The following is an 18,341-nucleotide window of genomic DNA, read 5'->3' on the forward strand; positions in this document are numbered from 1 at the left end:
AGGGACTGACATGTTCAAGATGTTCGGTATCGGCGGTGTCAAATGCCCGCGCTGTGGACAACGCAACGGGGCGGCCGGCTATTGCGAGGCATGCGGCCTGTCGCAGGGCGCGCCGCGCAGCGAGCCGGTGCTGCTGGATAACCGCTGGGTACCCGCCGCCGACGAACTGGCGGTGTACTTCGGCGTGCGCGAACTGTCGGGCATCTTCACGAAGACGCTGCGCGTGCCCCCCACCACCCGCGCCTACATCCTGCAGGGCACGACGGCCACCGAGGTGCCGCAGGGCGAACACGAGCTGGAAGGCTTTTTCCAGCGCCTCAACAACCTGCTGCGCGACCAGCACGCCGAAATCCTCATCACCCGCACGCTGCCGCTGCCGGTGACATTCGACCTGGCCGACCTGGAAACCGCCGAGCACCTGAAGGTCAGCGCCAGTTTCACTGTGGGTATCAAGGTGGAGCACGTGGCCGCGTTCGCCCAGCATTTCATGACGGCGCCGGGCACCGTCACGACGAAACACCTGCGCGAGCTGCTGCAGCAATCCGTGTGGCAGATCGCCGCCGAATTCATCGGCGCGCGGTCCATCCGCGAAATGCACGCCAACCCCGACCTGCGCCAGCAGCTCGACGAGCGGCTGCAATCGGCACTGAAGCTGCGCCTCGCGGAGTTCGGACTGGCCGCCGTTCAGGTGGAAACGCTGCAGCTGCGCCACGATAAATACGATGCCAACCGCGAACGCGTCGGCAGCCTGTGGCTGGTGGCCGACGAGCGCCACGTGCAGCTGGAACACGCCCGGCACCTCGACGAACTGTATGGCGAGGAAGAATGGCTGGCACTGGCGCGCGTGGAACAGCAGGCCCGCAACGATTACCGCCGCGCCGAGCTGCAGCAGGACGCGGCGATCGACAAGGCCGAGCTGTCGCTGCGCGAGAACGAGCGGATGCAGGCGATCCGGGCGCGCGAGATCGACCTGTATGCGCGCATCGTCGAATCGCGCACGCGCAAGGCGGCGGTCGAGCGGGGCGCCGGTGCCACGGCGGCCGAGCTGGAACATGAGCTAGCGAAGCTGGCAAGCCAGCAGGCGGGTGCCGCGGCGGACTGGGAACATGTGCGGCAGCTGGCGCAGTTCCGCATGCGTACCGAACTCGAGGTGGCCCAGCAGGAAGCGGTGGAACAGCGCGCGCTGGCCCGGCAGCGCTTCGCGCACCAGCTGCACGTGCAGCAGATCCGCAATCGCATGGACCAGGCGCTGGCGATCGAGGACGAAGCGGCGCGCCGCGCCGAGTCGCAGCGGCTGCAGCAGGCGCACCTGGCGGCCCAGCGCCGCGAAGCCGAGATCGAGGCGGAACACCACCGGGGCCGGCTGCAGGCGGCGGAGCTGGCCAACCTGGCGCGCCGGCGCGAGGCCGAGCGCATCCGCGACTGGGAAGAGGAGCTGCACGTGGCGAAGCGCCGCGACCTGTCGCGCGGCGAGGCCGTGAAGGACGCATCGTCGCAGGTGGAAGTAGCGGGCATCACGGCGCGGCTCGACGAGCTGCGGCGCAGCGGCGCCAGCGCCGAGTCGCTGGCCCAGCATGAGAGGCTGCTGCGCACCATCGAGGCGGACGGCATCGCCCAGCGCCAGGCCAGCGCCATCGCGCACGAAGCGGAAGAAAACCGCCTGGCCCTGAAGCTGCGCGAGCATGAGGCGCAGTGGCAGCAGGAGCTGCGCCGCATGGAACTGGAGCGCGAGGAACGCTACGCGCGGGCCCGCAGCGCCTATGAAACGCTGGTGGCGCAGCAAAACCATGCCGCCGAGCTGGCGCGCATCGAGATCGAGCGCATCGGCACGATCGGCAACCTGTCGGACACGGGCAAGGTGGCGCTGGCGCCGACCGCCAATGCGCAGGCGCTGGCCCAGCTGCTGAAAGTGCGCACCCAGTCGGAAATGGGGGCCGACCAGCTGCAGGCGCTGGCGCTGGTGGTGGGCGCGGAAAACAGCGTCACCCCGCTGGAGGCGATGCGCATGGCTCAGCAGGCCCTGGCCGACGAACGGATTCAGGCCGATGCCCGGCAGGACAAGGACCGCCAGCACCAGCTGGAGCTGCTGAAACTGCAGAACGCCACGAACGCCAATGCGCTGGCGTCGCAGATGCAGCTCGGCGTCGGCGTGGCGCAGGCCGGCGCGCCGGTGCATCACCATCACGCGCCGGCACAGCAGGGCGCCACCGCGTGCGTCAATGGCCACCCGATTCCGGCCGAGCGGTCGGATGCGAAATTCTGTGCGGAATGCGGCGTGCCGCTGCGGCGCTGAGGGAACGGCAGCGTATCGATGCAGACGGCAAGGGACAAGATCCGTGAATTGCGCGCCCTCCACGACGACGGGCTGCTGTCGGCGGACGAATTCGAGCGGCGCAAGAACGCGATCCTTGACGCCGAGTACACGCCCGGCGGCACGGCGCCGCCGCCGGCCCGGCAGGGCACCGAACTGGGGCTGATGGCCGGCCAGGAAATCGGTCCGCAGCACCGCCGCTACCGCCTGGAACGCCTGATCGGCATGGGTGGCATGGGCCAGGTGTGGCAAGCCACCGACCTGGCCACCCACGCCGAACTAGGGCACAGCGAGCAGGTGGCCGTCAAGATCCTGCCGCCGCAGCTGACGCAAAGCCCGGTACATGCCCGCCTGCTGGTCGAGGAAGCGACCCAGGCGCGCCGGCTGGCCCACGACAACATCGTGCGCGTCTACGAATGGGCGCAGGATCCGGCCACGGCGAGCTACTTCATCATCATGGAATGCCTCGACGGGCAAGACCTCGATGCGTGGCTGGCCAGCCACGGCCCGGTGCCGTTCGGCGAGGTGGAGCGCATCCTGCGGCCGGTGGCCAGCGCGCTGCAATACGCGTGGGAGCGGCACCGCCTGGTGCACCGCGACCTCAAGCCGGGCAATGTGTTCCTCACCGCGCAGGGCGACATCAAGCTGCTCGACTTCGGCATCGCCGCCCGCTCGCGCGACGCCACGGCCGGCCTGCCGCAGGTGCCCAACGCCGGCACGGCCGGGTATCGCGCGCCGGAGATCGGTACCGAACAGGGCCGGCCCGCGCCGGGGCTGGATGTCTACGCGGTGGCCGTGATGATCTACCAGATGCTGGCTGGCGCCATGCCGTTCGACGAAAGCCGTTCCGCCCAGGTGCAGGTGGCGCCCCCGCCGGGCCTCAATGACGCGCAATGGAACGTGCTGCAAAAGGGCTTCGCGTTCGACCACGAGGAACGCTTCGACAGCGTGACCGCGCTGCTCGACGCGCTGCGGCGTGCCGCCGGGCCGTCGCCGGAAGAGCTGGCGGCCCAGGCGGCAGCGGCGCAGCTGGCCGCGGAACGGCGCGAGCACGAACGCCAGCGCGCGCAGTTGAAGGAAGCCCAGGAGCGCCTGCATGCCGAACAGCGCGCGATGGAACAGGCGCGCGCCGCCGAGGCGGAAGCGCAGCGCCGGCAGGACCAGCAGCGCGATGTCGAGCTGGCGGCGCGGCGCCGCGCCGAGGCGCAGGCGGCCGCCGTGAAGAAGCTGCGCGAGGAACAGGCCCGCCGCGAGCTGGACAAGCAGCGCCGCCTGGAAGCGGAAGCGGCGGCGCAGGCGCGCAAGGAACAGCTGCGCCAGCAATTGCTGGCCCGGCGCGAAGCCGATGCGGCCAAGGCCCGCGCCATCGAGGAAGAGAAGCAGCGCAAGGCGGCGCTGCTGAAAGCGCAGGCCGCCTATAAGGCCGAACAGGAACGGGCGCGTCGCGACCAGGCGGCCCGCAACGCGGCCGAGCTGGCGGCGCTGATGCCCACCGCGGCCAGCCCGGTGGCCGATGCCAGCGGCGTGCTGCGCGACCGCTTCCTGGACGGTACCGCCGTCGGCCCGGACCTGGTCCTGATCCCCACCGGGCGCTTCCAGATGGGCGGCACCGAGCATGAGCACGCGCTGGCGCGCAAGGCCGGCTCGCAGCCTTCCTGGCTGGCGCGCGAGCTGCCCGCGCACTGGGTCGCCATCGAGCGCTCGTTCGCGCTGGGGCGCTATCCGGTCACGGTGGGCGAGTGGCGCCGCTTCGTGCGCGCCACGGCGTGGGAATCCCGGCTGGACGTCGACTGGAGCCGGCCCGGCTTCGAGCAGGACGACTGGCACCCTGTCGTCAATGTCAGCTGGCACGATGCCCAGCAGTACGTGCGCTGGCTGTCGGTGATGACCGGCGCCCTGTACCGCCTGCCCAGCGAGGCCGAGTGGGAATACGCGTGCCGCGCCGGCACCCGCACGGCGTTCGCGTTCGGCGACGAGATCGGTACCGACTATGCGAACTACGACGGCCACTTCACCTACGGCGACGGGGTGCGCGGCGAATTCCGCGGCGGCACCACCAAGGTCGGCAGTTTCCAGCCGAACGGCTGGGGCCTGTACGACATGCACGGCAACGTCTGGGAATGGACGCAGGACGAGGCGCACGACCATTACGAGGGCGCCCCGCTCGACGGCAGCGCCTGGGAAGACGGTAGTGCCTCCGGCGGCGACCCGGACCGGCGCATGGTGCGCGGCGGCGCCTGGCTGTATCCGCCCCGCTATGTGCGCTCGGCTGCGCGCAACGGCTTTTCCGCGCTGCTGTCCAACGACGTCGTGGGCTTCAGGGTGGCGCGCCGGCTGGGGTGAGGGCACCGGGTGATCGGAACAGCCGCATTTCTCCAGCGAGATCGCACTGCTGGACGACTTCGCGGCGGCCTGGCTGGAACCGGCGAAGACTCTCCATTCCGGGAGTAGGCACGCCCGGCAGACTTGTGTAAATTCCGTTAAGCTTGTGCCACCATGGCTTGACCACTTTGCAAGGAAACCCGATGCCCGTTACCGTCCGCCGCGATTCGACCCAGCCGATGCGCCATATCGTCCATGTGCGCAACCACCTGATCCCGGCGGACGTGTCGCCGGAAGAAGGCGGCGCCGATGCCGGCCCGTCGCCGCACGATCTGTATGACGCGGCGCTGTCGTCCTGCAAGGCCCTCACGGTGCTGTGGTACGCGAAGCGCAAGAACATCCCCGTCGACGACATCCATGTCACCACCACGCGCGACGACAGCGAAGAGCGGAAAGGCGTGTACCGCCTGGCCGTCACGCTGCACCTGGCCGGCGACCTGTCCGAGGCGCAGCGCGCCGAGCTGCTGTCCGTCGCGGAAAAGTGCCCGGTGCACAAGCTGATGACGGCCGTGACTACCGAAGTCAGCACCACGCTGGAGCCGGCATGAATATCGCGCACCTGATCAAGGGCCACGACAAGGACCTGGGCGGCGGCTTCATCGTGCGCCGCTACCTGCCATCGGTGATCAAGCAGGCGGTCGGCCCGTTCATCTTCTTCGACCACTTCGGCCCGCTGGATGTGCCGCTCGACGCCAACCACGACGTGCGGCCCCACCCGCACATCGGGCTGGCCACCGTCACGTACCTGTTCGAGGGCGCGATGGACCACCGCGACAGCATCGGCACGTACCAGCGCATCGAGCCCGGCGCGATCAACTGGATGACGGCCGGCCGCGGCATCGTGCATTCCGAGCGGGCGCCCGTCGACCTGAAAGGCCACCCGCACCGCATGCACGGCCTGCAGCTGTGGGCCGCGCTGCCGAAGGCGAACGAGGAAGACGAGCCGAATTTCTCGCACACGCCCGCGTCCAGCATTCCCGAGCTCACCGTCGATGGCGCCGCCGTGCGTGTGCTGATCGGCTCCGCCTTCGGCTGCACGTCGCCGGTACCGACCTACATGGAAACGCTGTACCTGGACGTGGTGCTGGCGCAGGGCGGCGAGCTGGTGCTGCATGCCTTGCCGGCCGAGGCGGCGATCTATCCGGTGCAGGGCAGCGTGGAAGTCGATGGCATCGCCGTCGCCGCGAACGCGATGGCGCTGCTCGACACGTCGACCGCGCCACGCGTCACGGCCACGGCCGATGCCCGCTTCGTCGTCATCGGCGGCGCGCCGCTGGACGGGCACCGCTTCATGTTCTGGAATTTCGTGTCGTCGTCGAAGGAGCGGCTGTCGCAGGCGGCGGAAGACTGGGAAGCGGACCGGTTCCCGCAGGTGCCCGGCGAAAGCGAACGGATACCGCTGCCGAACCGGCCGAAGCCGCAGGGCACTTACCTGTAGGGCATCCGCCGGCCGCGCATCGCCATCGACGATTCCTGCATCGACGATTCACCACCACCGGGAGGACCCGATGATCATCGCCATGACCGCATTCAAGTTGCCGCAACCGATCACCACGGCAGAGGCGCGCCGCGTCTTCCTGGGCACGGCGCCGACCTACCAGGGCGTGCCGGGGCTGTTCAAGAAGCACTACGTCTTGTCGGAGGATGGCGGCACCGCCGGCGGCGTTTACCTGTGGAACTCGCGCGAGGAAGCCGAAGCGCTGTACACGAACGCATGGCGCGCCTTCGTCGCCGAAAAATACGGTACCGAGCCCACGGTGACATTCTTCGACAGTCCGGTGACCGTCGATAATCTCGCGCACCAGGTGCTGGCCGACGAGGCGTGACGCCGCCGCCGCCGCCGCGGCTCTCGACAGGCAGCGCGGCCTTCCTTTACTACCTTGTCGTCTTCAGGCGGTATGCATGGCCCCGGCCACGGTGTCGCGCACGGCGTCGCCGGTGCGGATGATGTAGCTCTCGGGATAGGGATCGGCGGCGAAGCGGGTATGCCCCGGCACCCGGCTCAGCTTGTCGAGCTGGGCCTGCGGCCCCAGCGCGGTTTCCTTGCCGGTCAGGGCATCGAGGTGCCAGAAGCCGCCGTCGTGGTGGAACAGCAGCGGCAGCGCGGCGGCGACCGGCGCGGCCTGCATGCGGCGCAGCGGGTAGCCCGGATGCGTGTCCGGCGCCAGCACGATGAAGCATTCGGCGCGCGCGCCTTCGTCGATGCGGTGCAGGATCACACCGTGCGGCATCAGGGCCGTCACTTCCAGCACGACGATGCCCTTGATGCTGGCGGACAGTTCGATCCGCATGCCCAGGCGCAGCTGCACGGGCTTGTGCTTGCCGGGCCAGACACCGTCGAGCAGCAGGCCGTAGCGCGACACATCCTCGATTTCAAAGCCCAGCGTGCCGCGGCGGATCACGGCGTGGCGGCCGGACAGCCGGCGCGTCAGGCCGGCGGTATCGATGCCGTCCGGGCCGAAGTGGTTCAGCAGCACGTCCGCCTCGGGATCGACGATCTCCATCCGGCCGAACACGCATTCGCCCAGCGCGAACAGGCGCACATGGCGCTGCGCGCCCGCTTCCGGCGCCGCGTTGACGAAGGTCGCCGCACGGCTCGGGTGCGGGTGCGCCGGGCCCGCGTGGGGCATGTCGATCTCGATCAGGTCCTCGTCCCACGCGATGGTGGTGAAGCCCAGGTCCACCTTGCCGGAATTGCCATGCAGCGCGCCCAGGTCGAGGTGGGCGATGCCGGCATTGCGCGCGGTCACGTCGATATCCATGCTGGCGCCGCCCTGGGCGCTGACACGGGCGATCGACGCGTCGTCCGCCATCACGCGAACGTTCTTGTGGGTGGACAGGAAGATGCGGTGGATCTCGGTCAGCGTCGCGTCGGGGCGCGGCACCAGGATGACGAACGTGCACTCCCACTTGCGCACCGGGCCGCCCGCGTGCCGGCTCAGCACCTCGGCGTGGATCTGGTACTGGCCATGCTCGCGGTCGCGCGACGAGAACTCCGCGAACACGGGGCGCCAGTCGCCATCGATGGAGCGCACGAATTGCCGCTCCGGTGCGCCATCCTGCATCAGGTCCGACGACAGCCGCACCGCCAGCTGCGGCGCGCAGTCGGCGGGCATGCCGCGCAATTCCATCTTCAAGGTCTGGCGGCCGCCGGCCGCGCGCGGATCGAAGCCGCTGATGTGCAGCTGCGGGCGCACGCGGATCGGCGTAGCGTAGTTGCCAACTGGGCCGTTGCCAACAGTGCCGTGACCAACAGAGCCGTGACCAACTGCGCCGCGCGCCGCTTCCGGCGCGGCTTGCGGTGCCCGCGCATTGCGCATCGCGGCCAGCAGCTGGTAGCTCGACGCGCCATCCGGCGTGGTGCGGCCATCCTTGCCGCTCTCCGCGCTGGCTTCCGCGCTGTCTGCCGATGTGTCGTCCATGACCACCGTCGGCATGGCAACCATGCCACCCGCCACCGCGGCGGGCTGGCCGTGGCCACCCTCGCAGGTGTGCTGCCCCGGCGCGACCCAGAAGGTGCAATGCGGGTGATCGGGGTTACGGCAAGTATTCATGAAGGGCCACGGACGAGATAAGCATGACTGTACGCGCTTTCACCCGGGCTTGGCAACCCGCCGTAGCCCCGAACAGGGGTGCTTTTCGGCCCGTATTCCCGCGCTCCGTCCCCGCGCCGGGCCCTGCCCGTAGCGATCGCTCAACCTTGTCCGGTCGCCATCGTGGCCGCTTCAGGGCTCGGCGGCGCGGCGCAGCCACAGGCTGCTGGCCCAGCCCACCGCGCCGGCGGCCCTGTCGCCATAGCGGATCTGCCACCAGTCGCCCTCGTGGCGGCCGGTGGGCGTGACGACCGATCCGGCCGGCGCCACGGCCAGGCGCGCCGATCCGACCCCGGCGGCGTCGCGCACGTTCAGGTCGCGGTGCACCCGGTAACGCTGCCCCGGCACCGGCAACATCGCCGCGCCATGTTGCGTGGGCACGTCAGCTTGCAGGCTTCCGGCGGACGCTGGCGGCGGTGCGGCGGCAACCGCGTGCAGCAGCACGGCGCCGGCTGCCCAGGTACCGCCGCCCAGTATCGCCAGGCCGCGCGCGGTGGGCCGGCGCCACCAGTGCGCCGGCGTCAGGAACGCGGCCAGCACCAGCGTGGCGACGAGGCCGAGTGCATACGCGAGGGCGCCGTGATGTCGGCCAGATAATGAAATGACATGATCCGCTCCGCTCAGGCATCGAAGCGCAGCACGTAATGGCCGGCCACCACGTGGTGCCCCGGCGGCAGCATGAACGGCTCCGCCCCGTCGATCGCGCCCACGAAACCCAGCTCGGCATCGAGGTGGTACAGCGCCTGGGTGGCCGACTGCCGCGTGATCGACAGCCCGGCCGGGCTGGCATCGAAGGCGAACGCGCTGCGCGACAGGCCGATCCGGTCCGGGCTGGCGGGCGCCGCGGCATCGTCGCGCGCCAGCAGCCGGGGCGTGTCGAGCACGCGCAGCGTGGCCAGCGCCGGGCCGCCGCGGCCGAAACAGCCCTGCGTGACGGGCGCCGCCAACGGCACCGGCAGGGGAACCAGAGCGCAATACCGCTCCGCCATCTGCGACGGCGCGGCCAGCAAGCGGATGCTGCGCTCGCCGGACGGCGCGAAGGTGGCCGGCGCGCTGACCGGCTGCTGGCCGGCCGGGGTCACGGCATGCAGCGTATCGTTCGCGTCGACGACGAAGGTCAGCGCGCTGTCGCCGGTGGGGGCGATGGCGAGCGTCCGGTCGAACGGCACCGACAGCGACGCGGCGCCGGTATTGCGGTAGCGGCTCAGGCGGGGAAGGGCCAGCGCGGCCAAGGTCAGGCGCTGGCGTGCGCCGGGTGCAAACGTGGCGTCCGTGGCGCCCGCGCGCGCATCGGCCGCGCGTGCCGGTGGCTGCGGCAGCGCGGTGCCGTCGTCGACCACCGGCCGGGACGGCGTGCGGGGCTGCCACACGGCGGGCGGCTGCACGGCAGGCCGCATCGCGGGCTCGACGAGCGGCTGCAATGCCGGCCTGCCGCCGGCGCGCGCGATCTTCAACAGCAGGCGCCTGCCTTGCGTCTCGCCCGGCCGGGTGACGACGTAGCAGCCCTGCCGTTCGTCCAGCCGGCAATCCAGCGCGCCTTTCGGCCGCACCTGCAGGACCGGTTGCGCATCGGGGCCATCGTTGATCAGCAACAGCGTGCCTGCCGCGCCGAACGGCCATCCGGGAGCGCTGGCCTCGTCGATCACGGCCAGGCGCTGGTCCGGGTAGACCGGGCAGACGGGCTTCCACGCAGCCGCGTCGGTCGAGGCGCTGACCTGGAACAGCACTTTCTCGTCGGGCCCGGGCAGGTAGACGGCGTGGCCGAACCGCACCTCGATCTCGCCCGGCTGCAGGTCGTCGCCGCCGCTGACGTGGTAGCGCACCTGGTCGGTGCCGAGCAGGTCGCCGAAATCCTTCTGGTGCAGCGCGGCCAGCGTCTGCGCCAGGTCGCGGGCGCGGTTGCCGCGCGTGAGGTGGTAATCGTCGTCGACATCTTCCTGCGGCAGGCGCAGCGTCACATGCGTGAAGCAGCGGGTGGCGGCGTGGCCGCGCTGTTCGCGGGGGCAGCGTTCCAGCAGGTCGCGCAGCAGCGGGCGGCGGGCGAACAGCGCCAGCCCCGGCGCCTGCCAGATCGCCTCGGCATTGAACACGTCGGGCAGGCGGCCCAGGACTTCGTGTTGGACATAGATCGGCATGACTTACTCCTGTGATGAACCGGCATGGATCCCTAGCAGGGGGAGCAGGAAAAACAGCAGGTGGCTGCCGCCGGCGGACAGGAAACTCATCGGCTGTCCCATCACCGGCAGGATCGCCAGGTTGGTGCCCCACGACAGCAGCAGGTGGCCGGCCACGAAGGCCGCGCCGCCGCACAGCGCGAAGGCTTGCAGGCGGGCCAGCCACGCCTGCCGGAATCCGCCTGCCGCGGCGGCGGTACGGCAGTGGCGGGCGGCGGCATGCGCCAGGCCGGCGACCACCGCGGCCTGCGCGCACCACAGCAGCAGCGCCGCCAGCAGTCCGTGCCGGTGCAGCAGGAACGACGGCGCGAAGTCGTCCTGCACGGCCGGCAGCGCCATCACGGCGCCGCCCGGGTTGCCGAGCGAGGCCAGGCCAAGCCATCCATCGGCGCCCAGCCAGCCGCCGGCCGCGATGGCGGCGGCGCCGTCCCGCACCTGCTGCCCAGTATGGGGATGCCGTTCGGGTTCCAGCCAGACCTGGAAGCGGTCGCCATAGAACGTGGCCGGGAGGTGCGCCGGATCGCCGCTGCGCAAGGCCGTTACACCGGCGATGCCGGCCAGCGCCACGCAGCCCAGCAGGCCCGCCGCCAGCCAGCGCCGCGCGGCAAGCGCATAGGCGAAGGCCATCGCGCCGGCCCACAGCAGCAGCAGGATCAGCGGCGAATAATCGTCCACCTGCACCAGCGCGCAGCCCAGCAGCGCCAGGAACAGCAAGGCCGGCGCGATCAGCCTGAGCCAGCGCGCGCCATGGCCCGGCAGCTCGCGGTGGCCGGCGCGCCAGCCCATGCGCAGGGCCAGGCAGTGCGCCGTCAGCAAGGTGAGCACGAGCTTGGCCGCTTCCACCGGCTGCATGTCGAACACGCCCGTTTCATCGCCCCACAGCACCTGGGCGGCAAGCAGCAGCAATGCGGCGCCGGCTGCGCCGGCCAGCAGCCATTCGATGCGCCGCTGCGACATGGTCACCGGATACAGCCGCCACAGCGCGACCGTGCCGCTGCCGATGGCCAGCAGCGCGGCGGTTTTCCCGTGGTAGCGCAGCCAGCCCGTGTCCATGCCCGCCAGGCCCAGGTTCAGCTGGCACAGCAGGCCGGCGCCGACCAGCAGCAGCGCGGCGCCCGCGGCGGCGGGCAGGCGCCCCGTCGGCACGAACCACATGCCCAGCGCGGCGGCGGACAGCAGCAGCGAGCAGGCCGCGGAGGGCGGCTCGCCACCGCGTTGCAGCAGCAGGGCGGCACATCCCGCGGCCAGCACCAGCATGGCTGCGGGGCCGCGCAGCCTGCGCGCGAGCCCGGGAAACCGGCCGCGCCGGCGCCGCGCATGGGCGAGCGGTCCGAGGATATTGCCGCGCCGCGGGACGGCTTCCCGGCCTTGCACGGCGCCGGATACGGCCAGCGCCGCGGCGCCGGCCAGCAGCCACATTGCCGCGCCGCCTTGCCACAAGCTGCGCTGCCGCCATTCCCATGCCACCCCAGGCGGCAGGGTGTTCTCGGGCACGGCGTGCAGCGCCACCCGCCGCGCCGGCGCCATCGTCAGCGTGCCGCGCGCCACCGCGAGCTCGTAGCGGCTGCGGCCCACGGTCAGCGCATGCGCGCCGTCGAGGGAGCGCTGGTCGTCCCGCAGGCCGGCGTCGTCGCCTTGCACCGGGACCGCACCGGCGCTGGCCGACAGCACCAGCCCCTGGTCCTGGCGCGCAAGGCGGGCCGCGCCGCCGTCGACGCCGTCGATGCCGATGCGGTTCCCGCAATGCAGGTTGCCGCCGAAGAGCAGCGGCCGCGCGATCGCGAGCGCGCGTGGCGCCACGCGGTTCCACAGCGCCACGCCACGCTCCGGCCATGGCGCCCCGGGACAGTGCGCCTGCGCGGTGCCGTCGCGGAACACCGTGGCGCCATCGAAGTGCCAGCGCGCCGCGCCATCGTTGAAGGACAGGGTGCCCCGCACGCCCGGCGCTACCATGTATCGCCGGGGACCGATGGCGAAGCTGCGCAGCGTTGCCGGATCGACGGTGCCGAGACGTTCCTCGGTGCCGCCGCGCCGCAGCACGGGCCGGACCGGGCCATCGGCACGCAGGCGCCATGCGCCGTCCGGGCCCCGGCTGAAGACCAGTTGCGTCCCGGCCGCCCCCACGGCGCCAAGCTGGGCCGCCGTGAGCGTCACGCTGCCCGGCCGGTCGAGGGTGATCGCGATGGCGGCGGGCTGCCACGCCGCGGGTGCGCGCAGCAGCGCGAACACCTGCAGCGCGAACAGCATCGCCAGCAGCGCGAGAAGGGCGCGCCGGCCCGTTCCCATGCCGGTCTCCACGCTTGTGCATGCACTCATGCGCGGCCCTCCAGCGCGGCCGCGCGGCTGCGCACCAGGGCCACGCGGCCGCCCATGGCGGTGCGGACCGCGTCCAGCATCCGGATGATGTGCAGCGCGTTGCGGGGCCGTTCGCCCGGTTCGCGGGCCAGCAGCATCGCCAGCAAGTGGAGCGCCGGCACGCGGGCCAGCGGCGGCACCGCGCCGGCAAAGGCCGCCGCTTCGTCGTCGGCCAGCACGGGTGGCAACGGGCCGGCTTCGAGCATGGCCCGGGCGCCGCCGGACTGGTGCTCGCGGTAGGCGTCGCCGCACGCGGCGCACCAGCGCAGAGGCGTCCCCGTCACCAGGAAGTAGAACAGCGCACCGAGTGCGAAGTAGTCGCTGTGGCGGCCCGTGGCATAGCCGCCGCCCGGCGCGGGGAAGAACTGTTCCGGGGCCTGCCAGTTCGCCGTGCCGCAATAGCTGTGGGCCTGCGCCGCCGCCAGCAGCCGGTTGGTGCCGAAATCGGCCAGCTTCACGGTGCCGGCCGCCGCATCCACCAGTACGTTGGCGGGCTTCAGGTCCAGGTAGCGCCAGCCATGCTGGTGCACCTTGGCGAGCGCCCCGTTCAGCTGGCCGATCCAGTCCAGCACCTTGGCCAGCGAAGGCGGGTCGCCTTCGGCCCGGCGGCGCGCGACGTGGCGCCCGAGGTCGCCGCTCATCAGCTCCAGCGCCAGCACCGGCAGGCCGTCGTGCCAGCCGGTGTCGACCAGGCGCACGATGTGGCGGCCATCCCATGGCTGCAGCGCTTCGAGGAAGGCGATTTCATTGCACGCGCTGTCGATCCACCGTTCGCGCTGGGCCGGCTGTGCGCATCCCATGCGCTGGGCGTTGACGAACTTGAGCGCCACGTCCGGCAGGCCGGCCGGCGCGGCGGCGCGCCAGATCGTGCCGTACACGGAGGCGCCGACCTGTTCACGCAGGTGGTAGTGGCCCTTTCCGAGGGCGACGGTGGTGTCGCGAGCTGGCATGGTGTCGGTGGTGAGGTTTCACCGCCGGCTAGCGGGGGGAGGGGGAAAGGCGAACGGCGCCCTGAAAGCAGAATGCCAAAAGCAAAAAGCCCGGCAGTGCCGGGCTTCGTCATGCAATCCGAAGATCAGTCGTGATGGTGGTGGTGCTTGCGGTGGTGCTTGTAGTGGCCCTTGCCGTGGCCGCGGCCACGGTGGTCGACATGGTGGTATTCGTGCACCACGCGGCGTTCGACATAGACCGGCTGCTGGCGCACATAGCGGGCACGCGGCGCTTCGTAGTACACCGGCTGCGGCTGCGCATACACGTGGTGCGGACGGTAGTCGCGGTGATCGCGGTCGCGGGAGCTGATCGCATTGCCGACCAGGCCACCCACCACGCCACCGACCACGGTGCCGGTGGTGCCGTTGCCGGTCTGGCTGCCGATCGCGGCGCCGACCACCGCGCCGGCGGCGGTATTGAAGGCACGGTCGCCGGCGGCAAAGGCGGCGGAAGACGTCGTCACGGCGGCACCCAGCAGCACGACTCCAATGATGTTTTTGACCAGCATGATGTTTCCCCCTTATTTTTGCGCGGCGCCACCGGAATGATGGTTGCCGTTTGATTGAGGTCTACTTTAGCGGGACGGTTGGGAATTGCCAGCCAATACACAGATTATTACAAACGGACTCGAGCAGGTAACAGATCTGTTACAAGCCGGCAGGACCTGGCTGGCCCCGCAGGACTTCCCATTCGTGCCGCAGCAGGCTCATGACCGCGACATCCTGGTATCGGCCATTGATGAAGAATGCTTCGCGCAGCATGCCTTCGGCCGTGAAGCCGCATTTCTGCGCCACGCGCACGGAGGCGATGTTGCGCGGCGCGACCAGCACTTCCAGCCGGTGCCAGGTATGCACGCGGAACAGGTGGTCGGCCAGCATCCGCAGCGCTTCGGTGGTGTAGCCCTGGCCGGCGAGGGCGGCGTCGAACAGCCGGTAGCCGATCTCGCGGCTGGTCGGCGTGCGGCTCTTGAAGTGGGTGATGACGCCGACGATGTGCCGGTACTGGTCTTCCACGACGAACAGTTCGCTGTCCTCGGTCACGAAGCCATGCTGCAGGAATTCCCTGCGCATCGTCTCGGGCGACTTGAACTGGGTGGAAAAATAATCCCCGCGCGACGGCAGGTCGTTGACCAGCGCGATGAACGTGTTCAGGTCCGTGTTCAGCAGGTGCCGCACGGTGCAGAGTGGTCCCTTCAGCATGCGCCCATGCTATGCGATGGCCGCGGCGCGGTCAAACCGACGCCGGCCCGGTCATTGTTCGCGTCGTACGCTTATATGTTGCCTTGCAATATTGCCAAATGATATCTTCCTGCTTTCATCGAACTTTATCCCGGGAAGACCGCATGAACCTTCGCAAGCCAGTCCTGTCCGCCATTGCCGCCGGCCTGTTCGCCGCCGGCCTGGCCCACGCCGCGGGCACCGCCAGCAGCGCCAACGATGCCGCCACGCTGGCGCAGATCCGCGATGCCGCGATCGCCAGCGACTGGGCCTACCAGCGCCTGGAAGACATGACGGACCTGGCCGGCCCGCGCCTGTCCGGTTCGCCCGGCGCCGCGGCGGCCGTGCAGCAGGTCGCCGAGGCGATGCGCAAGCTCGGTGCCAAGGTGACGCTGCAGCCGGTCAAGGTGCCGCACTGGGTGCGCGGCGAGGAAAAGGGCCAGCTGGTCGAGTACACCGGCCGGCCGCAGGGCGTGGTGCAGAACGTCGTGCTGACGGCGCTGGGCGGTTCCGGCGCCACGCCGCCGCAAGGCTTGACGGCGCCCGTCATCATCGTGCGCGATTTCGACGAACTGCGCCGGCGCGCCAGTGAAGTGAAGGGCAAGATCGTCCTGTTCGAGGTGGCCTTCGACCAGGGCATGGCCGATGCGGGCCTGGGCGGCCCGGCCTATCGCCATGGTTCGGCGTTCCGCACGCGCGGCCCGGCGCTGGCCGCCGACCTGGGCGCGGCCGCCGCGCTGGTGCGCGCGGTGGGCGGGGCCGACTACCGGCTCACGCATACCGGCACCACGCGGCTGGCGGACGGCAAGCGCATTCCGGCGGCCTCGGTGACGGCCGAAGATGCGATGCTGATCGCGCGCCTGGGCAAGCGTGGCCCGGTGACGATGAAACTGGTGCTGACGCCGCAAACCCTGCCCGACGCGGACAGCTTCAACGTGATCGCCGACCTGCCGGGCACCGACAAGGCCGACGAAGTCGTCATCGTTTCCGGCCACCTCGATTCGTGGGACCTGGCCACCGGCGCGCACGACGACGCGACCGGCGTCACCGCCTCGATGGGCGTGCTGGAAACGCTGAAGAAGCTGAACCTGAAGCCGCGCCGCACGATCCGCATGATCGCCTGGATGAACGAGGAAAACGGCGGCCGGGGCGGCGATGCCTACCACCAGGCGCACAAGGCGGCGCTGGACAAGCAGTTCGCGGCGATCGAGAGCGATGGCGGCGTGGCCGGCCGCACCTTCGGCGTGCAGGCCGGCATCCGCCCGCAATATGAAAAGCTGTTCGCGCCGCTGCAGGCGGCGCTGGTGCCGATCGGCGCCGGCGTGCTGCAGCGCCGCGACGTGATCGGCGCCGGCGACCTGCATGCGATGGAGGCCGACGGCGTGCCGTCGTTCACGCCGCTGGTCGATTCGAGCGCGTACTTCAATTACCACCATACCCCCGCCGACACGTTCGACAAGGTCAATCCCGATTACCTGAAGCGGCACGTGGCCGTGATGTCGGCACTGACGTGGTACCTTGCCAACATGGACCAGCCGATCGGCCGGGCCCCGGAACAGTTCAATTGATGGCTGCTTACCCACCCCTCGAAGGAGTCGTGATGGAAAACGTGAAACCGGCCAGTGGCCTGTCCCCCCTGGCCCCGGGGTTGTCCCTGGGCCTGGCACTGAGCCTGTCGTTGCTCTTGGCTGGCTGCGGCAAGGTCGACCCGCAGCTGACGGCGCAGCAGATGACGATGACGGATGCTACCTGCGCGCCCGCCGAAGTGAGCAAGATCGCCGATACGGACGTGCGCAAGGCGTTCCAGGAGCGCTGCGACCGCCGCGAGCAGTTCAAGCCGGCCGCGCCGCCGGCCGGCTGATCAGGTTGACGTGAAGCGGCTGCTCATCGCCGCGCCTACGGAGGCGGCGATGATGGCTCCAATCGCTGCCCACTGATTTAGCGCCAGCCGTTCGCCCAGCAGCACGAGGCCCATCAGGGCACCGATGGCCGGCTCCGCGCTGAGCAGGATGCTGAAGGTATTGGCCGGCAGCCGGCGCAGCGCGATCATCTCCAGCGAATAGGGGATCGCGCTCGACACGATGGCCACGCCCAGGCCCAGCGCCAGCACATGCGGCTGCAGGATGGCCGCGCCGGCCTGGTAGAAGCCGAACGGCGCCGCCACCAGCACGCCGATCCACATGCCGCATGCCGACGCGGCCGGCCCGTGCCGCATGCCGGCCCGCTTGCCGGCCAGGATGTACACCGCCCAGCAGGCACCGGCGCACAGCGCCAGCGCGATGCCGCGCCAGTCGAGCGCCGCCGCCGAGCGGTCCCACGGCAGCAGCAGCGCCAGTCCGCCGACGGCGAGCAGGATCCACAGGAAATCCATGCGCCGGCGCGACGTGAACACGGCCACCGCCAGCGGGCCGGTAAACTCGACGGCGATCGCCACGCCGAGCGGCACGTAGGCCAGCGACGAATAGAATGTCAGGTTCATCACGCCCAGCGAGACGCCGTACAGCGCCAGCGGGCTCCATTCGCCCTCCAGCCGGATGCGCCACGGCTTGAACACGGCGGACAGGATCAGCGCCGCGAACGAGAGCCGGAGCGCCGTCGCGCCGGCCGGCCCGATCAGCGGAAACAGCTGCTTGGCGAGCGAGGCGCCGGCCGTCAGGGACACCAGCGCCAGCAGCAGGGCGGCGAAGGGAAGGGCGTTGGAGGCCGGGGCCTGGCTGGAAGCTGTCTGCATGAACGTGAGGTTGTGCGCGGGCCGGCGTGCGCGGTTCGGGAAGTGCGACAGTATAGCCGCCAGCCATGAAAATCGCGGCCGTCCGTGCTACCATGGCGCCCCATGAAAGGCTTGCTCCGTACATTGCTGCTGTGGTTCCTGCTGGCCGGCGTGCCCTTGCAGGGCTTTGCCTCGGCCACGATGCTGCTGTGCGGCGCGCAGCCTGCCGCCGCCGCGGGCGCGCACCACGCGAAGCCTGCGCAGGCGCATCACGACCATGCGGCCATGCTCGCCGCGCAGCATGGCGATGGTGCGCCCCACCACGCGGGCGCCCACCACGATGCCGATGCTTCCTTGGCGGAACATGCCGGCCACGCGCAATGCGCCAGCGCCGGCGCCTGCTGCACCGGGGCGCCGCTGGCACCGGCGTTGCCCGCCGCGCCGCCTTTGCAGGATGGCCGCTGCGCCACCGTTCCCTTCGTTCCCGCGGCGCCCGCCGCCGTCGACCTGGCCGGCCTCGAACGGCCGCCGAAATCCGCCTGATCCAACGCAGTCCGTAGAACCGGCCCCCAGGCCGGTCCCGACCCCCGACGCGCGGGTCGCTCACGC

At 70.6% G+C, this 18,341-nt stretch carries 16 protein-coding genes; 8 read left to right on the forward strand and 8 right to left on the reverse strand.

The annotated features are described in order from the left end of the window. Positions 1 to 10 precede the first annotated feature (10 nt). The 5 genes from OU994_RS14975 (at position 11) to OU994_RS14995 (ending at position 6,519) form a co-directional block, all read left to right on the forward strand. A complete protein-coding gene (locus OU994_RS14975) occupies positions 11 to 2,293 on the forward strand; it encodes a hypothetical protein (protein WP_281611409.1) in 2,283 nt (760 codons plus the stop codon). Between the two features lie 18 nt (positions 2,294 to 2,311). Then, entirely contained in the window at positions 2,312 to 4,654 is a 2,343-nt protein-coding gene (locus tag OU994_RS14980) for an SUMF1/EgtB/PvdO family nonheme iron enzyme (RefSeq protein ID WP_281611410.1), read from the forward strand. A 182-nt stretch (positions 4,655 to 4,836) separates the two neighbouring features. Further along, a complete protein-coding gene (locus OU994_RS14985; protein ID WP_281611411.1) occupies positions 4,837 to 5,241 on the forward strand; it encodes an OsmC family protein in 405 nt (134 codons plus the stop codon). Continuing rightward, positions 5,238 to 6,131, forward strand: a complete 894-nt coding sequence (locus tag OU994_RS14990) for a pirin family protein (RefSeq protein WP_281611412.1) — start codon at positions 5,238 to 5,240, stop codon at positions 6,129 to 6,131. The genes OU994_RS14985 and OU994_RS14990 overlap by 4 nt, the downstream gene beginning before the upstream one ends. Before the next feature lie 70 nt (positions 6,132 to 6,201). After that, positions 6,202 to 6,519, forward strand: coding sequence for a YdhR family protein (locus OU994_RS14995; RefSeq protein WP_281611413.1), 318 nt, complete (start codon positions 6,202 to 6,204; stop codon positions 6,517 to 6,519). Positions 6,520 to 6,582: 63 nt separating this feature from the next. On the opposite strand, the gene OU994_RS15000 is transcribed toward OU994_RS14995, so the two are convergent. The 7 genes from OU994_RS15000 to OU994_RS15030 form a co-directional block, all read right to left on the reverse strand. Continuing rightward, positions 6,583 to 8,247: an FHA domain-containing protein gene (locus tag OU994_RS15000; RefSeq protein WP_281611414.1), complete on the reverse strand. Its 1,665-nt coding sequence runs from the start codon at positions 8,245 to 8,247 to the stop codon at positions 6,583 to 6,585. A 171-nt stretch (positions 8,248 to 8,418) separates the two neighbouring features. Beyond that, the gene (locus OU994_RS15005; RefSeq protein ID WP_281611415.1) at positions 8,419 to 8,826 is read right to left on the reverse strand and encodes an SH3 domain-containing protein; all 408 of its coding nucleotides are present in this window, start codon (positions 8,824 to 8,826) and stop codon (positions 8,419 to 8,421) included. Positions 8,827 to 8,906: 80 nt separating this feature from the next. Next, on the reverse strand, positions 8,907 to 10,421 hold the full coding sequence (locus tag OU994_RS15010; RefSeq protein WP_281611416.1) for a hypothetical protein: 1,515 nt from the start codon (positions 10,419 to 10,421) through the stop codon (positions 8,907 to 8,909). A 3-nt stretch (positions 10,422 to 10,424) separates the two neighbouring features. Next, the gene (locus OU994_RS15015) at positions 10,425 to 12,776 is read right to left on the reverse strand and encodes an FtsW/RodA/SpoVE family cell cycle protein (RefSeq protein WP_281611417.1); all 2,352 of its coding nucleotides are present in this window, start codon (positions 12,774 to 12,776) and stop codon (positions 10,425 to 10,427) included. Continuing rightward, positions 12,773 to 13,765: a protein kinase gene (locus OU994_RS15020; protein ID WP_281611418.1), complete on the reverse strand. Its 993-nt coding sequence runs from the start codon at positions 13,763 to 13,765 to the stop codon at positions 12,773 to 12,775. The genes OU994_RS15015 and OU994_RS15020 overlap by 4 nt, the downstream gene beginning before the upstream one ends. Positions 13,766 to 13,890: 125 nt before the next feature. Then, positions 13,891 to 14,313: a glycine zipper 2TM domain-containing protein gene (locus OU994_RS15025; RefSeq protein ID WP_281611419.1), complete on the reverse strand. Its 423-nt coding sequence runs from the start codon at positions 14,311 to 14,313 to the stop codon at positions 13,891 to 13,893. 139 nt (positions 14,314 to 14,452) lie between these two features. Next, positions 14,453 to 15,004, reverse strand: coding sequence for a GNAT family N-acetyltransferase (locus OU994_RS15030; protein WP_281611420.1), 552 nt, complete (start codon positions 15,002 to 15,004; stop codon positions 14,453 to 14,455). Between the two features lie 143 nt (positions 15,005 to 15,147). Between OU994_RS15030 and OU994_RS15035 the strand changes: the two genes are divergently transcribed. Both OU994_RS15035 and trbK read left to right on the forward strand, forming a co-directional pair. Continuing rightward, on the forward strand, positions 15,148 to 16,590 hold the full coding sequence (locus OU994_RS15035) for a M20/M25/M40 family metallo-hydrolase (RefSeq protein WP_281611421.1): 1,443 nt from the start codon (positions 15,148 to 15,150) through the stop codon (positions 16,588 to 16,590). 32 nt (positions 16,591 to 16,622) lie between these two features. Further along, positions 16,623 to 16,883, forward strand: coding sequence for an entry exclusion lipoprotein TrbK (trbK, locus tag OU994_RS15040; protein WP_281611422.1), 261 nt, complete (start codon positions 16,623 to 16,625; stop codon positions 16,881 to 16,883). On the opposite strand, the gene OU994_RS15045 is transcribed toward trbK, so the two are convergent. Then, positions 16,884 to 17,753, reverse strand: a complete 870-nt coding sequence (locus OU994_RS15045) for an EamA family transporter (RefSeq protein WP_307731911.1) — start codon at positions 17,751 to 17,753, stop codon at positions 16,884 to 16,886. A 102-nt stretch (positions 17,754 to 17,855) separates the two neighbouring features. Between OU994_RS15045 and OU994_RS15050 the strand changes: the two genes are divergently transcribed. Continuing rightward, positions 17,856 to 18,275: a hypothetical protein gene (locus OU994_RS15050; protein ID WP_281611423.1), complete on the forward strand. Its 420-nt coding sequence runs from the start codon at positions 17,856 to 17,858 to the stop codon at positions 18,273 to 18,275. Positions 18,276 to 18,341: the final 66 nt, after the last annotated feature.

The organism is Pseudoduganella sp. SL102, from assembly GCF_027856995.1.
GTDB classification, from domain to species: Bacteria; Pseudomonadota; Gammaproteobacteria; order Burkholderiales; family Burkholderiaceae_D; genus Rugamonas; species Rugamonas albidiflava.